Consider the following 17,740-nt stretch of genomic DNA (forward strand, 5'->3'; position numbering starts at 1 on the left):
GCGGCCCCCGTCCCTCCTCCCGGAGGGGCGGGGGCCGTTCGCGTCGTCCGTACGGGGAACGGAGCGCGGGGAACGGAGCGCGGGGCACGGTTTCCGGCGTTCCGCGAGCGCCCTGCGGGGCCCTCAGGGCGCCTGCGGGAACGGGGCGGGTACGGGCACGGGGACGGGAACGGTGCTCAGCGTCATGGGGCCGTCCGCCCGGGCGACGACGAACTCCACCGACTCCACCAACTCCTCCGACTCCTCCGGCACCGGCGCGTGCGGCGGCACCCTGATGACCTCGTACGCCGTCGCGAACGGCGTGTGCCGCAGCTCGTCGGAGGTGAGGAGGGTGCCGCCGCCGTCGAGGGGCCCGCCGGCGATGTCCTCGGCGACCTCGGCGACCAGGCCGGCGTGGACCACGGCCGGGTCCGGCACGTACACGTAGCGGCCCGGGGGCCGCACGGACGGCTCGGGCAGACCGCGCGCGGTGAGCGAGGCGCGGGCGGGCAGCACGGTGGCCTTGCGCGCGGTGACCGGTGCGGGCTCAAAGTGCAGGCCGAACCACAGGACCAGCTCCTGGACGACACCGGCGTAGGAGATCCACTCGGCCTCGTCGGCCCGGCCGAGACCCGGCAGGGCCCCGGGCGGGAGGTCGGGTACGAGCCGGATCCAGCCGGTACCGGTCGTGCGCACCCGTTCCAGCGCCCAGGAGAGCGGCGGACCGTACGATTCGGGGTCGTGACCCCCGTCCGGCCCGGGACGCCGCACCAGGTCGATGAAGACGGCCTCGCCCTGGCTGTCGAACCGGGCGGGGTCCTCGCACTCGGGGAAGAACAACCCGGTGTTCACCACCGGCGCGTTGGCCGCGGCGATCTCCACGGTCAGCGGATCGGCGTCGACGGCCGTCGTGTGGTGCGACCAGCTGAGTACGAGGCCGTCGGCGCTGCTGCCCAGGCACATCGCGTCGATCAGCACCACGCCCATCGCGGCCAGGACGCGGTCCAGCTTGTAGTCGGACACGGCCAGGTGGGAGGAGAGCTCGACGAGGTCGGGGGTGAGGAAGATCCGCGGGGCGAACTCCCCGAACTTCGCGGCGGCCAGCCCCCGCAACCGCACCTGTTCCTCGGCCGCCGCCACCAACGCGGCGGGACGGCCCTGCCGCAGGGCGGCCGCCGCCGCGGCCTCCATTTCCCCGCCCGCGTCGGCCTCCTGTAGGGCCGCCAGCAGGCTCCTGCCCTCGTCCGTCAGTAGGGTGCGGAACGCTTGGAGATCCATCCGGCCATTCAACCAGGGGCCGACCGCCGTACGAGGCCGTCCGGGCGTCGCCCTCCGCCCAGGCCCTGAGTTCCTCCACCGACAGGGCCAACCGGCAGTGCGGGAACGGCAAAGCGCCGAGTCACGGGACCGTCCGTGACTCGGCGCTCTGGTGTGTTACCGCCCGACGGTGCGAGGCTGGCGCGACAGGACGTTCGCACCGCCGGGCGGAGTGTGTGGGGAGGTGGGTACCTCCGCGTGCAGGGGGCTCTGTGCGTAGCCCCTGTACGAAGAGGATGGGCTGGGACCGTGGCGGGCGGGCGACGAGAACTCCGGCGCCGTCTCCCTCAGGTCAAGAGACGGGCCTCGGAACCCATTACCACCGCACTGGCTCGCTCGCTCGCCACGGTCCTCGTCCTGCCCTCACCGCGTACCACCCCTCATCCGGGTCCACGGGTCGGGCTGAGCACCCGGGGCCTGACCTCCCGTCAGGCCCCCGGTACAACTGGGGGGGCTCAGGCGTCGCGCAGGGCGCGGACGGCCTCCTCGACGCGCTTGCCGTAGTCGGCGTCGGCGGCGTGGAAGTGAGCCAGGTTCTTCTCGATGACGTCCTCGAGGGTGACCTGCGACAGGCCGCCGGCGATGTTCGCCACCAGACGCTGCTTCTCGGCCTCCGACATCAGGCGGTAGAGCTCACCGGCCTGGAAGAAGTCGTCGTCCTTGGTGTGGGCCGGGGCCTCGTGGGTGCCCGTGTAGCCGGAGACGGCCTTCGGGGCGCCCAGCGCCAGACCGGTCTCGGCCGGACCCTGGTACGAGTTGGGCTCGTAGTTCTTGTCGTGGCGCGAGCCGTTGCGCAGCGCCATGACGCCGTCGCGGCCGTAGTTGTCGGCCTTCGTCGCCTTCGGGGCGTTGACCGGCAGCAGGGTGTGGTTCACGCCGAGGCGGTAGCGCTGGGCGTCGGCGTACGCGAAGAGACGGCCCTGGAGCATCTTGTCCGGCGAGGCGGTGATGCCCGGGACGAAGTTGTTCGGGGAGAAGGCGGACTGCTCGACCTCGGCGAAGACGTTGTCCGGGTTGCGGTCGAGGACCAGGCGGCCCACGCGCTGCAGCGGGTAGTCGGCGTGCGGCCACACCTTGGTGAGGTCGAACGGGTTGAAGCGGTAGTCCGCGGCCTCGGCGGCCGGCATGATCTGCACGTACAGGGTCCACGAGGGGTTCACACCGCGCTCGATGGCCTGCAGCAGGTCGGTCTGGTGCGAGTTCGCGTCCTTGCCGACGAGTTCGGCGGCCTGCTCGCCCGAGAGGCTGCGGATGCCCTGGTTCGTCTTGAAGTGGTACTTGACGAAGAAGGCCTCGCCCTGCTCGTTCGTCCACTGGTAGGTGTGGGAGCCGTAGCCGTTCATATGACGGTACGACGCCGGGATGCCGCGGTCGCCCATGAGCCAGGTGATCTGGTGCGTGGCCTCGGGGGCGTGCGCCCAGAAGTCCCAGACGTTGTCCGGCTCCTGCTTGCCCGTGAAGGGGTCGCGCTTCTGGGAGTGGATGAAGTCGGGGAACTTGATCGGGTCCTTGATGAAGAACACCGGGGTGTTGTTGCCGACGAGGTCGTAGTTGCCCTCTTCGGTGTAGAACTTGAGCGCGAAGCCGCGCGGGTCGCGGACGGCGTCCGCGCCGCCGAGGGAGTCGGCGACGGTGGAGAACCGCAGGAAGGTCTCGGTCTTCTTGCCCACCGTGTTCAGGAACGCGGCGCTGGTGTAGGCGGTGACGTCGTCGGTCACCTCGAAGTAGCCGTACGCGGCCGAGCCGCGGGCGTGCACCACGCGCTCCGGGATGCGCTCACGGTTGAAGCGGGCGAGCTTCTCCAGGAGCTGCTGGTCCTGGACCAGGAGCGGGCCACCGACGCCGGCGGTGGCGGAGTTCTGATTGTCGGCGACCGGGGCGCCGGACTCGGTCGTCAGCGTGCGCTTCGACATGGTGACCTTCCGTACGGGGTAACTGCTGACGGAAAGCGTCTTCCGTCATGCGGAACAGCCTAAATTCGGCACGAACTAAACGTCAACAGTTTGTTGAACGAAGTTGAAGGGTGAGTGGTGATCCGGACGGCGCCGGCGCTTGGGCGCGACAGGACAGGTGTCAGCGCCGGCGCCATCCGGAAACTCAGGTCCCCTATAGGAGGGAGAGGGGGAGTGCTCAGATCTGAGCGCCGGAGAGGCGCTCGACGGCACGGAGCAGGGCCGAGTGGTCCAGGCCGCCGTCGCCCTGGGCGCGCAGCGAGGCGACCAGCTGGGCGACGACCGCGCCGACGGGCAGGGCCGCACCGACGTTGCGGGCGGCGTCGGTGACGATCCCCATGTCCTTGTGGTGCAGGTCGATCCGGAAGCCGGGCTTGAAGTCGCGGTTCAGGAAGTTGTCCTTCTTGCGGGTCAGGACCGTGGAGCCGGCCAGACCACCGTTGAGTACGTCCAGGGCGGCCTGGAGGTTCACGCCGGACTTCTCGAGGAAGACGACGGCCTCGGCGCACGCCTGGATGTTCACCGCGACGATGAGCTGGTTGGCGGCCTTCACGGTCTGGCCGGAGCCGTGCGGACCGCACAGGACGATGACCTTGCCGAGGGCCTCGAGGACGGGCAGGGCCTCGTCGAAGTCGGCCTGCTCGCCACCCACCATGATCGACAGGACGGCCTCGATGGCGCCGGCCTCGCCGCCGGACACCGGGGCGTCGATGACGCGGATGCCCTTGGCGGCAGCGTTCGATGCCAAGTCGATCGAAGTCTGCGGGGTGATCGACGACATGTCGATGATCAGTGCGCCGGACTTCGCGTTCTCCAGGATGCCGTTCTCACCGTAGGAGATGGCCTCGACCTGCGGGGAGGCGGGAACCATCGTGATGATGACGTCGGCGTCCGCCACGGCCTCGGCGATCGAGCCGGCCGCGGTGCCGCCGGCGGCGGCGAGGCGGTCCAGCTTGTCCTGCTCCAGGGTGAAGCCGGTGACCGAGTAGCCGGCCTTCAGGAGGTTCTCGGCCATGGGGGAGCCCATGATGCCGAGCCCGATCCAGGCGATCGACGGGAGCGCAGTGGGGTTGCTCATGGTGAGGGTCCTTCTCTTCATGCTTCGTACGAAAAGTGCGTGAGGTGCCTGGCTGATCGCCCGGACTTTGTCCGCCTACTGCGCGGCGCGGGCCTCGGCCGGCAGCCATGCGAAGGAAGCGGCAGCGTCGGCGGCCTTGTACTCCAGGCCTACGTAGCCCTCGTATCCGGCCTTCTTCAGCTGGTCGAGCAGCTCCTCGAGGGGCAGCTCGCCGGTGCCGGGGGCACCGCGTCCCGGCTTGTCCGCGATCTGGACGTGCCCGGTCTTGGCGGCGTACTTTTCGATGACCTCGCAGAGGTCCTCGTCGTTCATCGCCAGGTGGTACAGGTCGAGCAGGAACTTGGCGTTGCCGAGGCCGGTGGCCTCGTTCACCTTGTCCACGACCTCGATGCCGGCCGGCGCGCTCACCAGGGGGTAGAGCGGCGACTCGGGCTTGTTGAGGGTCTCGATCAGGAGGATCGCGCCGACGCGGTCCGCGGCCCGAGCCGCCACGACCAGGTTCTCCAGGGCGAGCTCGTCCTGAACGGACGGCTCCACGCCTTCGACGCGGTTGCCGTAGAGGGCGTTCAGCGCCTTGCAGCCGACCGATGCCGCGAAGTCCGCGGCCACGTTGATGTTGGCGTTGAAGCGCTCCGACTCCGCACCGGGCACCGAGACCGCACCGCGGTCCGGGCCCGGCAGCTGGCCGGCGTAGAAGTTCAGTCCCACGAGCTGGGTGCCGGCGTCCTCAAGAGCCTTCTTGAGGGCGTCGAGCTCCTCCGGTGCCGGGGTGGGGGTCTCGATCCAGGGCCACCACAGCTCGACCGCCGTGAAGCCCGCCGCGGCGGCGGCCGCGGGGCGCTCCAGGAGCGGGAGTTCCGTGAAGAGGATCGACAGGTTCACATCGAAGCGCTGGTCCGTGTATCCCATGAGGGGTGTGCGCTCCTTCCGTATTGCGGAAGTTATTTTCTGCTTGATGGAAGACTGCATGGGGTTCCGCGTGGATGTCAAGTGCGGACTGCCGAAAAATCGAGACCGCGGGGTAGCTTGACGGCGTGCGATTGAGAGTGGAGTTCACGACCGAGCCCTTCGATCTGGAAGAGGCTCCTGCCCATGCCGTGGCGGCCCGCGAGGTCATCCAGAAGGCCCAGCTGGACGCGGTGGACGTCGGCCCGTTCGGCAACACCGCCGAGGGCGAGGCCGACCGGGTGCTGGCCGCGGTGGGGGCGCTGCTGCGCGACTCCCTGGAAGCCGGCGCCACGCGCGTCTCGCTCCAGGTCAATGTGATCGGGGAGGAGATGTCATGACCGAGCCCCGCGACCACCCCTTCGTCACCGCGGTCAAGCCGCTGGTGGACGCCATGGGCGGCGAGCTGATGGATCCCGCCCTGGCGCAGCCCGACGACGTCGTGCTCACCTGGGAGGGGCAGGACCTGCTGGCCGTGCGCCTGCCGCAGCTCTCGGACTCGCTGGACCACATCCTGGCGGCCCTGGAGCGCCGGTACGGCGTGCCGTTGGCCCAGCTCGACCGGAAGTCCAAGCAGGACGTGGTGCGGATACTGGAGGCGCGGGGCGCCTTCTCCGTGCGGCACGGCGTGGAAACGGTCGCGGGCGCCCTGGGCGTCAGCCGCTTCACCGTCTACAACTACCTGAACCGGGATTCGGGCGCCCCGAAGGGGGCAGGCAAGAGCAGCCAGGAGTGAACGCTGGCTGACTCGCGGTGACGAGCCGCCGCCCAATTCACCCGGGCGGCGGCTTTTGTGTACGGGAAGTTTCAACAAAGTGTTGACGCCGTGTTGTCGAGGGCGTTAGCTATGCGCAGCCCGTCAAAGCAACAACAGGCCACGGAGGCCTACCGTGACTTCGAGTCCGACCCCGGGTCTCACCCGGTTCAACGCCTTGGACGACAGCGAGGCCACGGCCGAGCTGCACGAGGTGTGCGCCAGCTCGGCGTGGGGGAGCAAGATGCTCGCCCAGCGCCCCTTCGCCACCGCAGGGTCCCTGTTCGCCGCGAACGAAGCCGCCATGGCGGAGCTCACCGCGGACGACCTGGGCGAAGCGATGGGAGGCCACGCGCCGATCGGCCGGCCGAAGCCGGGAGACCCGACCTCCGCCCGCGAGCAGCGCGGCATGGCCGGTGCCTCGGAGGAGCTCAAGAACGAGCTCCTCGAACTGAACCTGGTCTACCAGGACAAGTTCGGCCACGTCTTCCTCATCTGTGCCACCGGTGCGACCGGTGAGTTCATGCGCGACGCGGTCAAGGTCCGGATCGACAACTCGCCGGAGCAGGAGCGGGAGATCGCCCGCGGCGAGCTCGTCAAGATCAACAAGATCCGCCTCACCCGTCTCGTCGAACGCGCAGAAGCAGAAGGAGCGTGACCATGAGCACCGAGACCACTGCGTCGGTGTCCACGCACATCCTGGACACCAGCATCGGCAAGCCCGCCGAGGGCGTCGCCATCTCCCTGTCGGCCCGTACGGGTCTGCGCGGCGAGTGGGCGGCCCTGGGCGGCTCCGCCACCGATGCGGACGGGCGCTGCAAGGACCTGCCGGCGCTGCCGGAGGGCACCACACACGTGCGTCTCGATTTCGAGACCGAGACGTACTTCGAGAAGAAGCAAGCCGAGGCGCAGCAGGACGCCCCCCGCGTAAGGGACAGCGGTGCGTTCTTCCCCGAGGTCACCCTCACCTTTGCGGTGAACCCGGGCGAGCATTACCACGTACCGCTGCTGCTCAACCCGTTCGGCTACTCCGTTTACCGAGGGAGCTAGCATGGCCACGATTCTGGGCCAGAACCAGTACGGCAAAGCAGAGAACCGCGTCGTCAAGATCACGCGGGACGGCGACACGCACCACATCAAGGACCTGAACGTCTCGGTCGCCCTCTCCGGCGACATGGACGACGTCCACTACTCCGGCTCGAACGCCAACTGCCTTCCGACGGACACCACCAAGAACACGGTGTACGCGTTCGCCAAGGAGTACGGCATCGAGTCCGCCGAGCAGTTCGGCATCCACCTGGCGCGCTGGTTCGTCACCAGCCAGGAGCCGATCAAGCGCGCGCGCATCCGGATCGAGGAGTACGCCTGGGACCGGATCGCCACCTCGGACGCCAACTCCAAGTTCATCGGCTCCGACGAGGTGAACCACTCCTTCGTCCGCCAGGGCGTGGAGACCCGCGTCACCCAGATCACGTACGACGGTACGAACTGGGAGGTCATCTCCGGCCTCAAGGACCTCGTCGTCATGAACTCCACGAACTCCGAGTTCTGGGGTTACGTGAAGGACAAGTACACGACGCTGAAGGAGGCCTACGACCGGATCCTGGCCACCCAGGTGTCGGCCCGCTGGCGCTTCAACTGGTCGGACGACGAGCAGCGGATGCCCAACTGGGAGAAGTCCTACGCCGAGGTCCGCAAGCACATGCTGCAGGCCTTCGCGGAGACCTACTCCCTGTCGCTGCAGCAGACCCTGTACCAGATGGGTTCGCGCATCATCAACCACCGTTCGGAGATCGACGAGGTCCGCTTCTCGCTCCCGAACAAGCACCACTTCCTGGTCGACCTGGAGCCCTTCGGCCTCAAGAACGACAACGAGGTGTACTTCGCCGCGGACCGTCCGTACGGTCTGATCGAGGCCACTGTTCTCCGGGACGGCGTCGACGCCCGTATCCCCGTGGACATGACCAACCTCTGACGCGGCACGCGCGCCCCGGGGCTCCGCAGTGGCCCCGGGACCGCGCGACACCCCCACAGCCTCCTGAATCGGCACCCGGCGTATCACACGGGGCGGCAGTACTGTCAGCTGTCAAGGCCCCCGGCTCCGGCACTCAAATCTCCTGGGCCTTGCCGTGCCCGCACCGCCACTGAAAGCACGAGGAAGTCCCATGGCAGCATCGGCAGCCCATGACAGCGCCGCCCTGCGCATCGTCATCGAGAACTGTGCGATCGCGACCGTCGACGCGAACGACACCGAGTACGCCTCGGGTCACATCGTCATCGCCGGCAACCGGATCGAGTCCATCGGTGCGGGCAAGGCCCCCGAGAACCTCGACGACGTAGTCCGCCGCATCGACGGCACCGGGCACCTCGTGACCCCCGGTCTGGTCAACACCCACCACCACTTCTACCAGTGGATCACGCGTGGTCTGGCCACCGACCACAACCTCTTCAACTGGCTGGTCGCGCTGTACCCGACGTGGGCGCGCATCGACGAGCAGATGACGTACACGGCCGCGCAGGGCTCCCTCGCCGCGATGGCCAAGGGCGGCGTCACCACCGCGATGGACCACCACTACGTCTTCCCCAAGGGCTCCGGCGACCTGTCCGGCTCGATCATCCGCGCCGCGTCCGAGATGGGTGTCCGCTTCACCCTCGCCCGCGGCTCGATGGACCGCAGCGAGAAGGACGGCGGCCTTCCGCCGGACCACGCCGTCGAGACCCTCGAAGGCGCGCTCGCCGACACCGAGGCGACCGTCAAGAAGTTCCACGACGCCTCCTTCGACTCGATGACCCAGGTCGCCGTCGCCCCGTGCTCCCCCTTCTCGGTCTCCACCGAGCTGCTGAAGCAGGGCGCCGAGCTGGCCCGTCGCCTCGGCGTGCGCATGCACACGCACGGCTCCGAGACCGTCGAGGAAGAGAAGTTCTGCCACGAGCTCTTCGGCATGGGCCCGACCGACTACTTCGAGTCGACCGGCTGGCTCGGCGAGGACGTGTGGATGGCGCACAGCGTCCACATGAACGACTCCGACATCGCCGCGTTCGCCCGCACCAAGACCGGTGTGGCGCACTGCCCGTCCTCCAACGCCCGTCTGGCCGCCGGCATCGCCCGCGTCCCGGACATGCTCGCCGCCGGTGTCCCGGTCGGCCTCGGCGTGGACGGCACCGCCTCCAACGAGTCCGGTGAGCTGCACACCGAACTGCGCAACGCGCTGCTGATCAACCGTCTGAACCCGGTCCACCGCGAGCGCGCCCTGAACGCGCGCCAGGCCCTGCGCCTCGGTACGTACGGCGGCGCCCAGGTCCTCGGTCGTGCCGACAACATCGGTTCGCTGGAGGTCGGCAAGTGCGCCGACCTGGTCCTGTGGAACCTGAACACCTTCCTGCACTCCTCGATCGCCGACCCGGTCACCGCGCTGGTCTTCGGTGCGGCGGCCCCGGTCACCGCGTCGTTCGTGGGCGGCAAGCAGATCGTCGAGAACAACCGCCTCCTCTTCGCCGACGAGGACGCCATCGCCGTGTCCACGCGGGAAGAGGCCCAGCGCCTCGCGCGGATCTCCGCGCAGGCCTGATCCCACGGAGTCCGGCCGGGGGGGACGGCCCCCGGCCGGCGGCCGCGGACCCGAGCGGGGTCCGTGGGCAGCCGTTCCCGGGTAGCGCCTGAGGAAATCCGAAGGCGCCCCGGGGGCGGTGACTCGTGCAACCTGCCCGCGGCGTGCGCACCGCGCCGTTGCCGCGGCACCTCCAGCTCACGATCGGGTCCGGCTCGTACTCGTACCGGGTCCCGAGCTGGACCGCAGCGCGGAACCGATGATCGGGCGAATCGTTTCCGCACCCCTTGGGACAAGTCATCGCACCACCACAACTGCACACAGGCTCGACTCGCACCGCTTTCGCACCACCTCCAAGACACCACGCCCCCTGCCGGCGTGTTCAACCGAACGGAGGAAGCCGTGGCCCAGGCGCCCAGGTTTCGCAAAGATGCAGATGCAGTCGCAGTACCGGAGGAAAAGCATCCGGTCGATGAGACCCTGCCTCCGCTGAAGATGTTCACGAGCGGTCTCCAGCACGTGGCCGCCATGTACGCGGGTGTCGTGGCCCCGCCCATGATCGTCGGGCCGGCCGTCGGGCTCTCCGCCACCGAGACGGCCTTCCTGATGGGCGCCTCGCTCTTCACCGCAGGCCTCGCCACCCTCCTCCAGACCCTCGGGTTCTGGAAGATCGGCGCCAAACTCCCCTTCGTCAACGGCGTTTCCTTCGCCGGTGTGACCCCGATGATCGCGATCGGCAGGGGGGAGGGGGCCGACGCCATCCCCGTCATATTCGGCGCGATCATCGTCGCCGGGATCCTCGGCTTCTTCGCCGCCCCCTACTTCGGCAAACTCGTCCGCTTCTTCCCGCCGGTCGTGACCGGTACGGTCATCACCCTCATCGGCGTCTCGCTCCTGCCCGTCGCCTTCAACTGGTCACAGGGCGGGAACCGCACCTCCACCGACTACGGCTCCGTGCAGAACATCGGCATGGCCGCCGCCACCCTGGTCATCGTCCTGCTGATGCGCAAGTTCCTGCGCGGCTTCCTCCAGCAGATATCCATCCTCCTCGGCCTGGTCGCCGGCACCCTCATCGCCCTCCCGCTCGGCATGACCAGCTTCGACGCCGTCAAGAACGCGTCGGTGGTCGGCTTCCCGAGCCCCTTCCACTTCGGCGCCCCGCAGTTCCAGGTCGCGGCCATCATCTCGATGTGCATCGTCATGCTGGTCTGCATGACCGAGTCCACCGCCGACATCCTGGCGCTGGGCAAGATCGTGGGCCGTCCGGCGGACGCGAAGACCATCGAGGGCGGCCTGCGCGCCGACACCCTCGGCAGCGCGATCAGCCCGCTGTTCAACGGGTTCATGTGCAGCGCCTTCGCCCAGAACATCGGGCTGGTCGCCATGACCAAGGTGCGCAGCCGCTTCGTCGTCGCCGCGGGCGGCGGGATCCTCATCCTGCTCGGCCTGTGCCCGATGGCGGCCTCCGTCATCGGCGTGGTCCCGCTGCCGGTCCTCGGGGGCGCCGGCATCGTCCTCTTCGGCTCGGTCGCGGCCAGCGGCATCCAGACCCTGGCCGGGGCGGCCATGGAGAAGGGCGAGAACGCCCTGATCGTCGCCGCCTCCGTGGGCATCGGACTGATCCCGATCGCCGCGCCGGATTTCTACCACGCCTTCCCGAAGGACCTCCTGGTCGTCCTCGACTCCGGCATCAGCACCGGGTGCGTGGTGGCCATCCTGCTGAACCTGGCCTTCAACCACCTCGGCGCCAGCAAGGGCGCGGCCTCGGGGGCCGCGGCCGACCCGGTACCGGCGCACTGACACCCGCCCCCGCCCGGACGCACGCAGCGGCGGCGCGCACGCCACCCACTGCGGGTGTGGCGTGCGCGCCGCCGCTGCGCGCCCCGCTCAGCAGGTCGAGTGGAAGAGGCCGCCGACCCGGCCGTCCCGGGCCAGCCGGTTGTAGATCTCCACGGCCCCGGTCGTCTCCGCCACGTGCACCTCGACCCCGGCCGCCCGGAGCACCTCCAGCGTCTGCGGTACGACCCCGAGACGCCCTTCCATGCCCCGGCTGAGCACGACCGCCGACACCCCGAGGTCGAGGAACTCGCGGACCTCCGCCGGGGAGATGCCGGGATCGTGCCGCGTACCGTGCTCGGACCAGTCCCAGGGGCGGCCACCGCCCGGGTAGAGCTTGAAGTCCTTGCCGGGGGCGAGCCCTTCGGCCTCGATGCGGCCCCACGAGAGGTGGGTGATGAGGGGGGACCGGTCGGCGGCCGGGGCGGGCACCGGGGGAGGAGCCCACAGCATCAAGTTGCTCATCAGCTCGGCCTGTTCGATCGCGTCGTCCAGGGCGTGGTGCGTGTGGCGGCGGCGCGACAGCAGTTCGCGCGGCATCCGGCCCTTCACCGCCGCCCGCAGCGGCACCCGCGCCTTCGTGGCGTAGAGGGTCTTCATGTCCAGACAGCCGGAGTGCCCGAAGGGGCTGTCCCCGCCGAACCGGATCAAGTACCAGTAGAGGAAGGTCCAGTCGAAGGAGGCCGGGTAGCCGCACATCACCGGCTGCGCCCCCGCGGACACCTCCCGTACCCAAGCGCGGAACTCGGCCATGGCCACCGCCGGATCGGCGCCCTCCCGCACCAGGCGGTCGCGGTCCAGCCCGCTCACGGCCAGTGCCTCGGGCACGAACTCCTCGCTGATGGGCCGCAACTCCCGGTAGAAGGTGAGTCGTTCCGGATCGGCGGCCGTATACGAGGCACCGTCCTGGCGGCCCGCGACCGAGGCCCCGAAACTGATCATCGAATACGGTCCGGGAATGGGTCCGTCGGCCTCGATGTCGACGGAGATGTAGAGACTGGGACGTGCGCTGCGGGCTGCCATGCGCCCGAGCATGCCAGCCCCCCTCGCGCCGATCACCCGATTTCCGGGGCCCCGGCCCGCGGAATCGACGCCCGGCCGGACCGGGGGGACCATGGGAAGGGGGGTGCCCCGGAACGAAGGAACAGGCATGTTCGAAAACAGCAGGGCATTCAGCGGATTCGCCGTCGACGACCTGGAGCGGGCCGAGGCGTTCTACGGCACGACCCTCGGCCTGAGCGTGTCCCGGGACGAGGCGATGGGCCTGCTCCGCCTCGACCTCGCGGGCGGCACCTCGGTCATGGTCTACCCGAAGGAGGACCACCGGCCCGCGACCTACACGATCCTGAACTTCCCCGTGGACGACGTCGAACGGGCCGTGGACGAGCTCACCGCGCGCGGCGTCGCGTTCGAGCGCTACGAGGGCTTCGAGGCCGACGCCAAGGGCATCGTGCACGGCGAGGACGGCACGCCCACCATCGCCTGGTTCAAGGACCCGGCGGGCAACATCCTGTCGGTGCTGACGGCCCCCGACCGGTGACCTGCACGGCACGTCGTGCCGGGGACATCAGCGACGTGCCGTCCCCCGCGGTGCCTGCGGCCCCCGCGGCGCCTGCGCCCCCTCGGCGTCGGTGTGCTCGCGGACGGCGATCCTGGCGAGCTTCGTCAGCATCATGCCGTTGCGGATGGCGACGATGTAGTCCACGGGGAGTCCGTGCATCCGGGTGCCCGGTCCCCGCAGCGGATGCCAGTCCAGCGTGAAGAGGGTGTTCTCGCCCCAGGGTTCCAGGCGCATGGCGATGCGGGCCGCGCCGAAGGGTTCCGCCCTGGCTTCCAGCTCCAGACGGCGTTCCGGCTCGCACCGGCGCACGACGCACGTGTCGTCGAGGGTCAGCGGGCCGGAGCCGACCCGGACCTTCAGCCGGGCCCCCACGTCCGGCCAGTGCGGATCCGCGGCGAGGACCTGCTGGGTTCCCGTGACCCATTCGCCGTAGCGGTGGCCGTCGGACAGCAGGCGCCAGACCTCGGACGGCGTGCTCAGGATCAGGCGGCGGTTGCGGGCCACGCCGATCACGCTCCTTCCGGATCCGGCGCGCCGCGTCGGGCCCGCGGTCCGTCGCCCTGTCCGTCCCTCCCAGACTCGGGCCGACGGGCCCTTCGCGCAGTCCCACTGACCCGAACGGGCTCCACGGGGCTGCACCGGGCCGCGTCGCCCGGTGCAGCCCCGACGGCCGGGCCCCTTCAGGAGGCCGGGGTCAAGAACATGCCCGTCTGGTCCCCGCCCGCGGTGTTCTTGCAGCTGAAGCCGGAGCTCGCGGGCTGGGCGACGACCAGGGCCAGGCAGCGCCCCGCGGCCAGCTGGCCGAAGTAGTTCGGGTGCATGGACTCCTGGATCAGCCCCTGCGACTCGTTGTTGTCGATCCAGCGCGCCCACTCGCTCGTCTTCGCCGAGGCCGGCACGGTGGAGCTCACCTGCTTGCTCGCCTTCGCGCACACCTCGCGGCCCTGCATCATGTCCCGCAGGTCCAGGAACTGCACGCCCTTGGCCGCCGCGACGCCCTTGATCCGGTTCGCTATCTGCGGCACGAGCGAGTCCCGCGCCCAGTCCGAGTCCCGGTTCCAGAAGGGGCATCCGCCGGTGTTGAGCCGGCTCCAGTCGCTCTGCGTGTACCGGTTCTCCGCGCCGCGCGGGATCGGCGACGGGTAGGACTGGAGCACGATCCGGTACGAGGAGTCCGCGTACCCGGCCGTGCGCATCACGGCCCGGATCTCGTCCACGGACTTGCCGACCTTGCCCATGACCGCGTCGATCTTCTGGTCGACGCCGGACTGCTGGTCGTCGTAGCAGTACGAGTTCCAGAGGACGAAGTCGAGCGCGCAGTCGGTGATGATGTCGGCGAAGCCGAGGTCGTTGCCGCCGATGGACAGGGCGATGACCTTGACGTTGTGGCTCGCGGCCACCGCGGCGAGCTGATCGGCCTGCGGGGCCTCGCCCTTGTAGGCGACGCCGCCGTTGGAGGCGCGGAACACGTTGTCCGAAACCGCCCCGGAACAGGCGAGGTTCACGGCGACGTCGGCGATCGCCCCGGCGCTGCGCACCTCGGCGGAGTCGGAGCGGTGGCATCCGCCGACGGTGGTCCCGTAGACCTTGGCGGGGTCGTAGGTGCTGCCGCTGACCCAGCCCCGGTCGGTACCGTTCCGACTGCCGCTGTTGGTCAGGCTGTTGCCCTTCCAGCGCCCGGCCTCGCCGGAGATGTAGCTGTCGCCCATGGACACCACGGCGGTGGGCCCGGTCCCCGGGCTGGCGGCGGAGGTGCCCGCCCCGCCGGCCAACAGTGCGCCGGCGGCGAGCGGCACGGCCATTGCGGCCCCGGCGAGCCGTCGCACCCGACTGCGGTCCCGGTCCTTGCTGACGTTGCGGAATCCGATCACGGCGGAACTCCTGCGTTCGGCCACGCCGAAGTCGGCGACGACTGTGTCGCGTGGCTGGGAAGTGGGGGTACCGCCGGCCGGTGGCATCGGAAAGGTGACACGGGCCCACTTGTTACCGCTAGGTACAGTCACGTTACGAACGAGTAACGACCGACCGGTCGTTCGGGACCCGGTTCTTCCTGTTGTGGAACGCAAACGGCTCCGCCCCCGCGCCGTGAGGCGGCGGGGGCGGAGCCGGCAGGCTTCGACCGCTGTGCGTTTCAGTCGAATCCGGGTATCAGCCGACCAGCTGGTCGTAGGCGGGGAGGGTCAGGAAGTCCGCGTAGTCCGCATCCAGGGACACCTGGAGGAGGAGGTCGTGGGCCTGGTTCCACTTGCCGGACGTGAAGGCTTCCTCGCCGACCTCGGCGCGGATGGCGGCCAGTTCCTCGGCCGCGATCTTGCGGGTCAGTTCGGCCGTGGCCGTCTCGCCGTTCTCGAACACGACGCCCGCGTTGATCCACTGCCAGATCTGCGAGCGCGAGATCTCGGCAGTGGCCGCGTCCTCCATCAGACCGAAGATGCCGACGGCGCCGAGGCCGCGCAGCCACGCCTCGATGTAGCGGATGCCGACCTGGACCGCGTTGCGCAGGCCCTCGTACGTCGGCCGCGCGTCCAGGGAGTCGATCGCGATGAGCTCGCCCGGTGCCACCGAGACGTCCTCGCGCAGCCGGTCCTTCTGGTTCGGCTTCTCGCCGAGCACCGCGTCGAAGGAGGCCATCGCGATCGGCACCAGGTCGGGGTGGGCGACCCAGGAGCCGTCGAAGCCGTCGCCCGCCTCGCGGTCCTTGTCGGCCTTGACCTTCTCGAAGGCGACCTTGTTGACCTCGGCGTCCTTGCGGGAGGGGATGAAGGCCGCCATGCCGCCGATGGCGTGCGCGCCGCGCTTGTGGCAGGTGCGGACCAGCAGTTCGGTGTACGCCCGCATGAACGGGGCGGTCATCGTGACCGCGTTGCGGTCCGGCAGGACGAACTTCTCGCCGCCGTCACGGAAGTTCTTCACGATGGAGAAGAGGTAGTCCCAGCGGCCCGCGTTCAGGCCGGCCGCGTGGTCGCGCAGCTCGTAGAGGATCTCCTCCATCTCGTACGCGGCGGTGATCGTCTCGATGAGGACGGTCGCGCGGACGGTGCCCTGCGGGATGCCGACGTAGTCCTGGGCGAAGACGAAGATCTCGTTCCAGAGGCGGGCCTCCAGGTGGGACTCCGTCTTCGGCAGGTAGAAGTACGGGCCCTTGCCGAGCTCGATCAGGCGCTTGGCGTTGTGGAAGAAGTACAGGCCGAAGTCGACGAGCGCGCCGGAGGTCGGGCCGCCCTCGAACCGCAGGTGACGCTCCTCCAGGTGCCAGCCGCGCGGCCGCATGACGACGGTGGCGAGCTGGTCGGCGGGCTTCAGCGCGTACGCCTTGCCGGTGCGCGGGTCGGTGAAGTCGATGCGACGCTCGTAGGCGTCGATGAGGTTGAGCTGGCCGAGGACGACGTTCTCCCAGGTGGGAGCGGAGGCGTCCTCGAAGTCGGCGAGCCAGACCTTGGCGCCCGAGTTCAGGGCGTTGATGGTCATCTTGCGGTCCGTCGGACCGGTGATCTCCACACGGCGGTCGTTCAGCGCGGCCGGGGCCGGCGCCACCTTCCAGTCGCCCTCGCGGACCTGTGCGGTGTCCGGGAGGAAGTCGAGGGTGGAGGTCCGGGCGATCTCGGCACGGCGCTCGGCGCGGCGGGCGAGGAGCTCGGCACGGCGCGGGGCGAACCGCCGGTGGAGCTCGGCCACGAAGGCGAGGGCCGCTGGGTTGAGGACTTCGTCCTGCCGGGGCAGGGGCTCGGCGTCGACGATGGCCAGCGGGGACGGCGCTGGTGCGGACATATCTGTCACTCCTTCAGCGGCGGTGCCTGGCGGCCGCGGGGGAATGCTCGCGCGAGACGGCACGCAGTGCCGTCGGGTGTGGAGAGTTCCGCAATACGGTCGCGGGCGCCGTCTGGGGGTTCAGGGCGCTTCTGACCAGTGGATAGTAATTTCCTCATGGTGGAAGTTCAATGGTTTGTTGATGTCGAGATTCTCTGAGTCGACAGATTCCGCTTCTCGGTGGCCCTCAGTGCCAAGGCGGTCACGCCGTGCTCAGAGGAGTCGTGCCAGGTCGGGCGGCGTGTCGATGTCGAAGGCCTCCGCGATGTCCGCACACTCCACCAGCATGAGCTCCTCGGCATGTCGCGCAAGATGCACCCGCGCGCCCTTGTCGCCGGTCGCCGTCGCGGCGATGTCGGCCCAGCGGTCCGCGCCGAACAGCACGGGATGGCCGCGCTCCCCGTCGTACGCCGCCGCCACCAGGCTGGTGGGGGAGCGGTACGCCGCCAGCACCCGGGCCACCGCCGCCGGGCCGATGCCCGGCTGGTCCACCAGCGAGACCAGGGCCGCGCGGGCGCCCGTACCGGCGAGGGAGGTGAGGCCGACCCGCAGCGAGGAGCCCATCCCCTGCGCCCAGTCCGGGTTGTCCACGACCACGCAGCCGGCCAGGTCCGCGCGCTCGCGCACCTCGGCCGCCGAGGCGCCGAGCACCACGTGCACCGGGCCGCAACCCGCCTCGCGCAGGACCCGTACGGCGTTCTCGACCAGCGGGCGGCCGCGGTAGGGGAGCAGGGCCTTGGGCCGCCCGCCGAGCCGGCGGCCGCCGCCGGCGGCCAGGAGCAGGCCCGCGATCGGGGGGGAAGCCGGGATCAGGGGTGGATCGGACGGTGTGTGGTCGTTGGCTGGCATGTCACCGATTCTCGCCGCTGCGTGCGATCCGGTGACCGCCGTAGCAGGGCGCGCCGTACCGAGGCCAGCGCGGCCCCGATGCGCAGCGGACGGGCGATCCGGTTCTCGGTGGCG

Annotated in this window: 17 protein-coding genes; 8 read left to right on the forward strand and 9 right to left on the reverse strand. The window is 69.8% G+C overall.

What is annotated here, in order from left to right:
- Nucleotides 1-123: 123 nt before the first annotated feature.
- The 4 genes from OG594_RS34295 to OG594_RS34310 form a co-directional block, all read right to left on the reverse strand.
- Nucleotides 124-1,257 (reverse strand): SAM-dependent methyltransferase, encoded by a 1,134-nt coding sequence (locus OG594_RS34295; protein WP_266606273.1) that lies wholly within the window; start codon nt 1,255-1,257, stop codon nt 124-126.
- Nucleotides 1,258-1,751: 494 nt separating this feature from the next.
- On the reverse strand, nt 1,752-3,209 hold the full coding sequence (locus tag OG594_RS34300) for a catalase (RefSeq protein ID WP_266606274.1): 1,458 nt from the start codon (nt 3,207-3,209) through the stop codon (nt 1,752-1,754).
- Nucleotides 3,210-3,426: 217 nt separating this feature from the next.
- A complete protein-coding gene (locus OG594_RS34305; protein WP_266606275.1) occupies nt 3,427-4,326 on the reverse strand; it encodes a 2-hydroxy-3-oxopropionate reductase in 900 nt (299 codons plus the stop codon).
- Between the two features lie 75 nt (nt 4,327-4,401).
- Nucleotides 4,402-5,235: a TIM barrel protein gene (locus tag OG594_RS34310; RefSeq protein ID WP_266606276.1), complete on the reverse strand. Its 834-nt coding sequence runs from the start codon at nt 5,233-5,235 to the stop codon at nt 4,402-4,404.
- Nucleotides 5,236-5,360: 125 nt separating this feature from the next.
- Between OG594_RS34310 and OG594_RS34315 the strand changes: the two genes are divergently transcribed.
- From OG594_RS34315 to OG594_RS34345, 7 genes are all read left to right on the forward strand, one after another.
- The gene (locus OG594_RS34315; protein WP_078913322.1) at nt 5,361-5,612 is read left to right on the forward strand and encodes a thiamine-binding protein; all 252 of its coding nucleotides are present in this window, start codon (nt 5,361-5,363) and stop codon (nt 5,610-5,612) included.
- Nucleotides 5,609-6,007, forward strand: a complete 399-nt coding sequence (locus OG594_RS34320; RefSeq protein WP_266606277.1) for a helix-turn-helix domain-containing protein — start codon at nt 5,609-5,611, stop codon at nt 6,005-6,007. Before OG594_RS34315 ends, OG594_RS34320 begins: the two co-directional genes overlap by 4 nt.
- Nucleotides 6,008-6,161: 154 nt before the next feature.
- On the forward strand, nt 6,162-6,683 hold the full coding sequence (gene uraD / locus OG594_RS34325; protein ID WP_266606278.1) for a 2-oxo-4-hydroxy-4-carboxy-5-ureidoimidazoline decarboxylase: 522 nt from the start codon (nt 6,162-6,164) through the stop codon (nt 6,681-6,683).
- Between the two features lie 2 nt (nt 6,684-6,685).
- Nucleotides 6,686-7,075: a hydroxyisourate hydrolase gene (gene uraH / locus OG594_RS34330; protein ID WP_266606279.1), complete on the forward strand. Its 390-nt coding sequence runs from the start codon at nt 6,686-6,688 to the stop codon at nt 7,073-7,075.
- A gap of 1 nt (nt 7,076) precedes the next feature.
- On the forward strand, nt 7,077-8,000 hold the full coding sequence (gene pucL / locus OG594_RS34335; RefSeq protein WP_266606280.1) for a factor-independent urate hydroxylase: 924 nt from the start codon (nt 7,077-7,079) through the stop codon (nt 7,998-8,000).
- Between the two features lie 190 nt (nt 8,001-8,190).
- Nucleotides 8,191-9,594, forward strand: a complete 1,404-nt coding sequence (locus OG594_RS34340; protein WP_266606281.1) for an 8-oxoguanine deaminase — start codon at nt 8,191-8,193, stop codon at nt 9,592-9,594.
- 381 nt (nt 9,595-9,975) lie between these two features.
- Entirely contained in the window at nt 9,976-11,373 is a 1,398-nt protein-coding gene (locus OG594_RS34345; protein ID WP_266606687.1) for a nucleobase:cation symporter-2 family protein, read from the forward strand.
- A gap of 87 nt (nt 11,374-11,460) precedes the next feature.
- Here OG594_RS34345 and OG594_RS47180 read toward each other — a convergent pair whose 3' ends face one another.
- Entirely contained in the window at nt 11,461-12,432 is a 972-nt protein-coding gene (locus OG594_RS47180; RefSeq protein ID WP_323185377.1) for an MTH938/NDUFAF3 family protein, read from the reverse strand.
- A gap of 127 nt (nt 12,433-12,559) precedes the next feature.
- On the opposite strand from OG594_RS47180, the gene OG594_RS34360 reads away from it, so the two are divergent.
- Nucleotides 12,560-12,949, forward strand: a complete 390-nt coding sequence (locus tag OG594_RS34360; protein ID WP_266606282.1) for a VOC family protein — start codon at nt 12,560-12,562, stop codon at nt 12,947-12,949.
- A 27-nt stretch (nt 12,950-12,976) separates the two neighbouring features.
- On the opposite strand, the gene OG594_RS34365 is transcribed toward OG594_RS34360, so the two are convergent.
- The 4 genes from OG594_RS34365 to OG594_RS34380 all read right to left on the reverse strand — a co-directional run bounded on the left by OG594_RS34365 (nt 12,977) and on the right by OG594_RS34380 (nt 17,626).
- Nucleotides 12,977-13,474 (reverse strand): SRPBCC family protein, encoded by a 498-nt coding sequence (locus tag OG594_RS34365; protein ID WP_266606283.1) that lies wholly within the window; start codon nt 13,472-13,474, stop codon nt 12,977-12,979.
- A gap of 176 nt (nt 13,475-13,650) precedes the next feature.
- Nucleotides 13,651-14,928: a GDSL-type esterase/lipase family protein gene (locus OG594_RS34370; RefSeq protein WP_266606284.1), complete on the reverse strand. Its 1,278-nt coding sequence runs from the start codon at nt 14,926-14,928 to the stop codon at nt 13,651-13,653.
- Nucleotides 14,929-15,118: 190 nt separating this feature from the next.
- Nucleotides 15,119-16,738 carry a malate synthase A gene (gene aceB / locus OG594_RS34375; protein WP_266606285.1) on the reverse strand — a complete coding sequence of 540 codons (1,620 nt, stop codon included), beginning with the start codon at nt 16,736-16,738 and terminating at the stop codon, nt 15,119-15,121.
- Between the two features lie 252 nt (nt 16,739-16,990).
- Nucleotides 16,991-17,626, reverse strand: coding sequence for an NTP transferase domain-containing protein (locus OG594_RS34380; protein ID WP_266606286.1), 636 nt, complete (start codon nt 17,624-17,626; stop codon nt 16,991-16,993).
- Between the last annotated feature and the right edge of the window lie 114 nt (nt 17,627-17,740).

Source organism: Streptomyces sp. NBC_01214 (assembly GCF_026340975.1).
Lineage (GTDB): Bacteria > Actinomycetota > Actinomycetes > Streptomycetales > Streptomycetaceae > Streptomyces.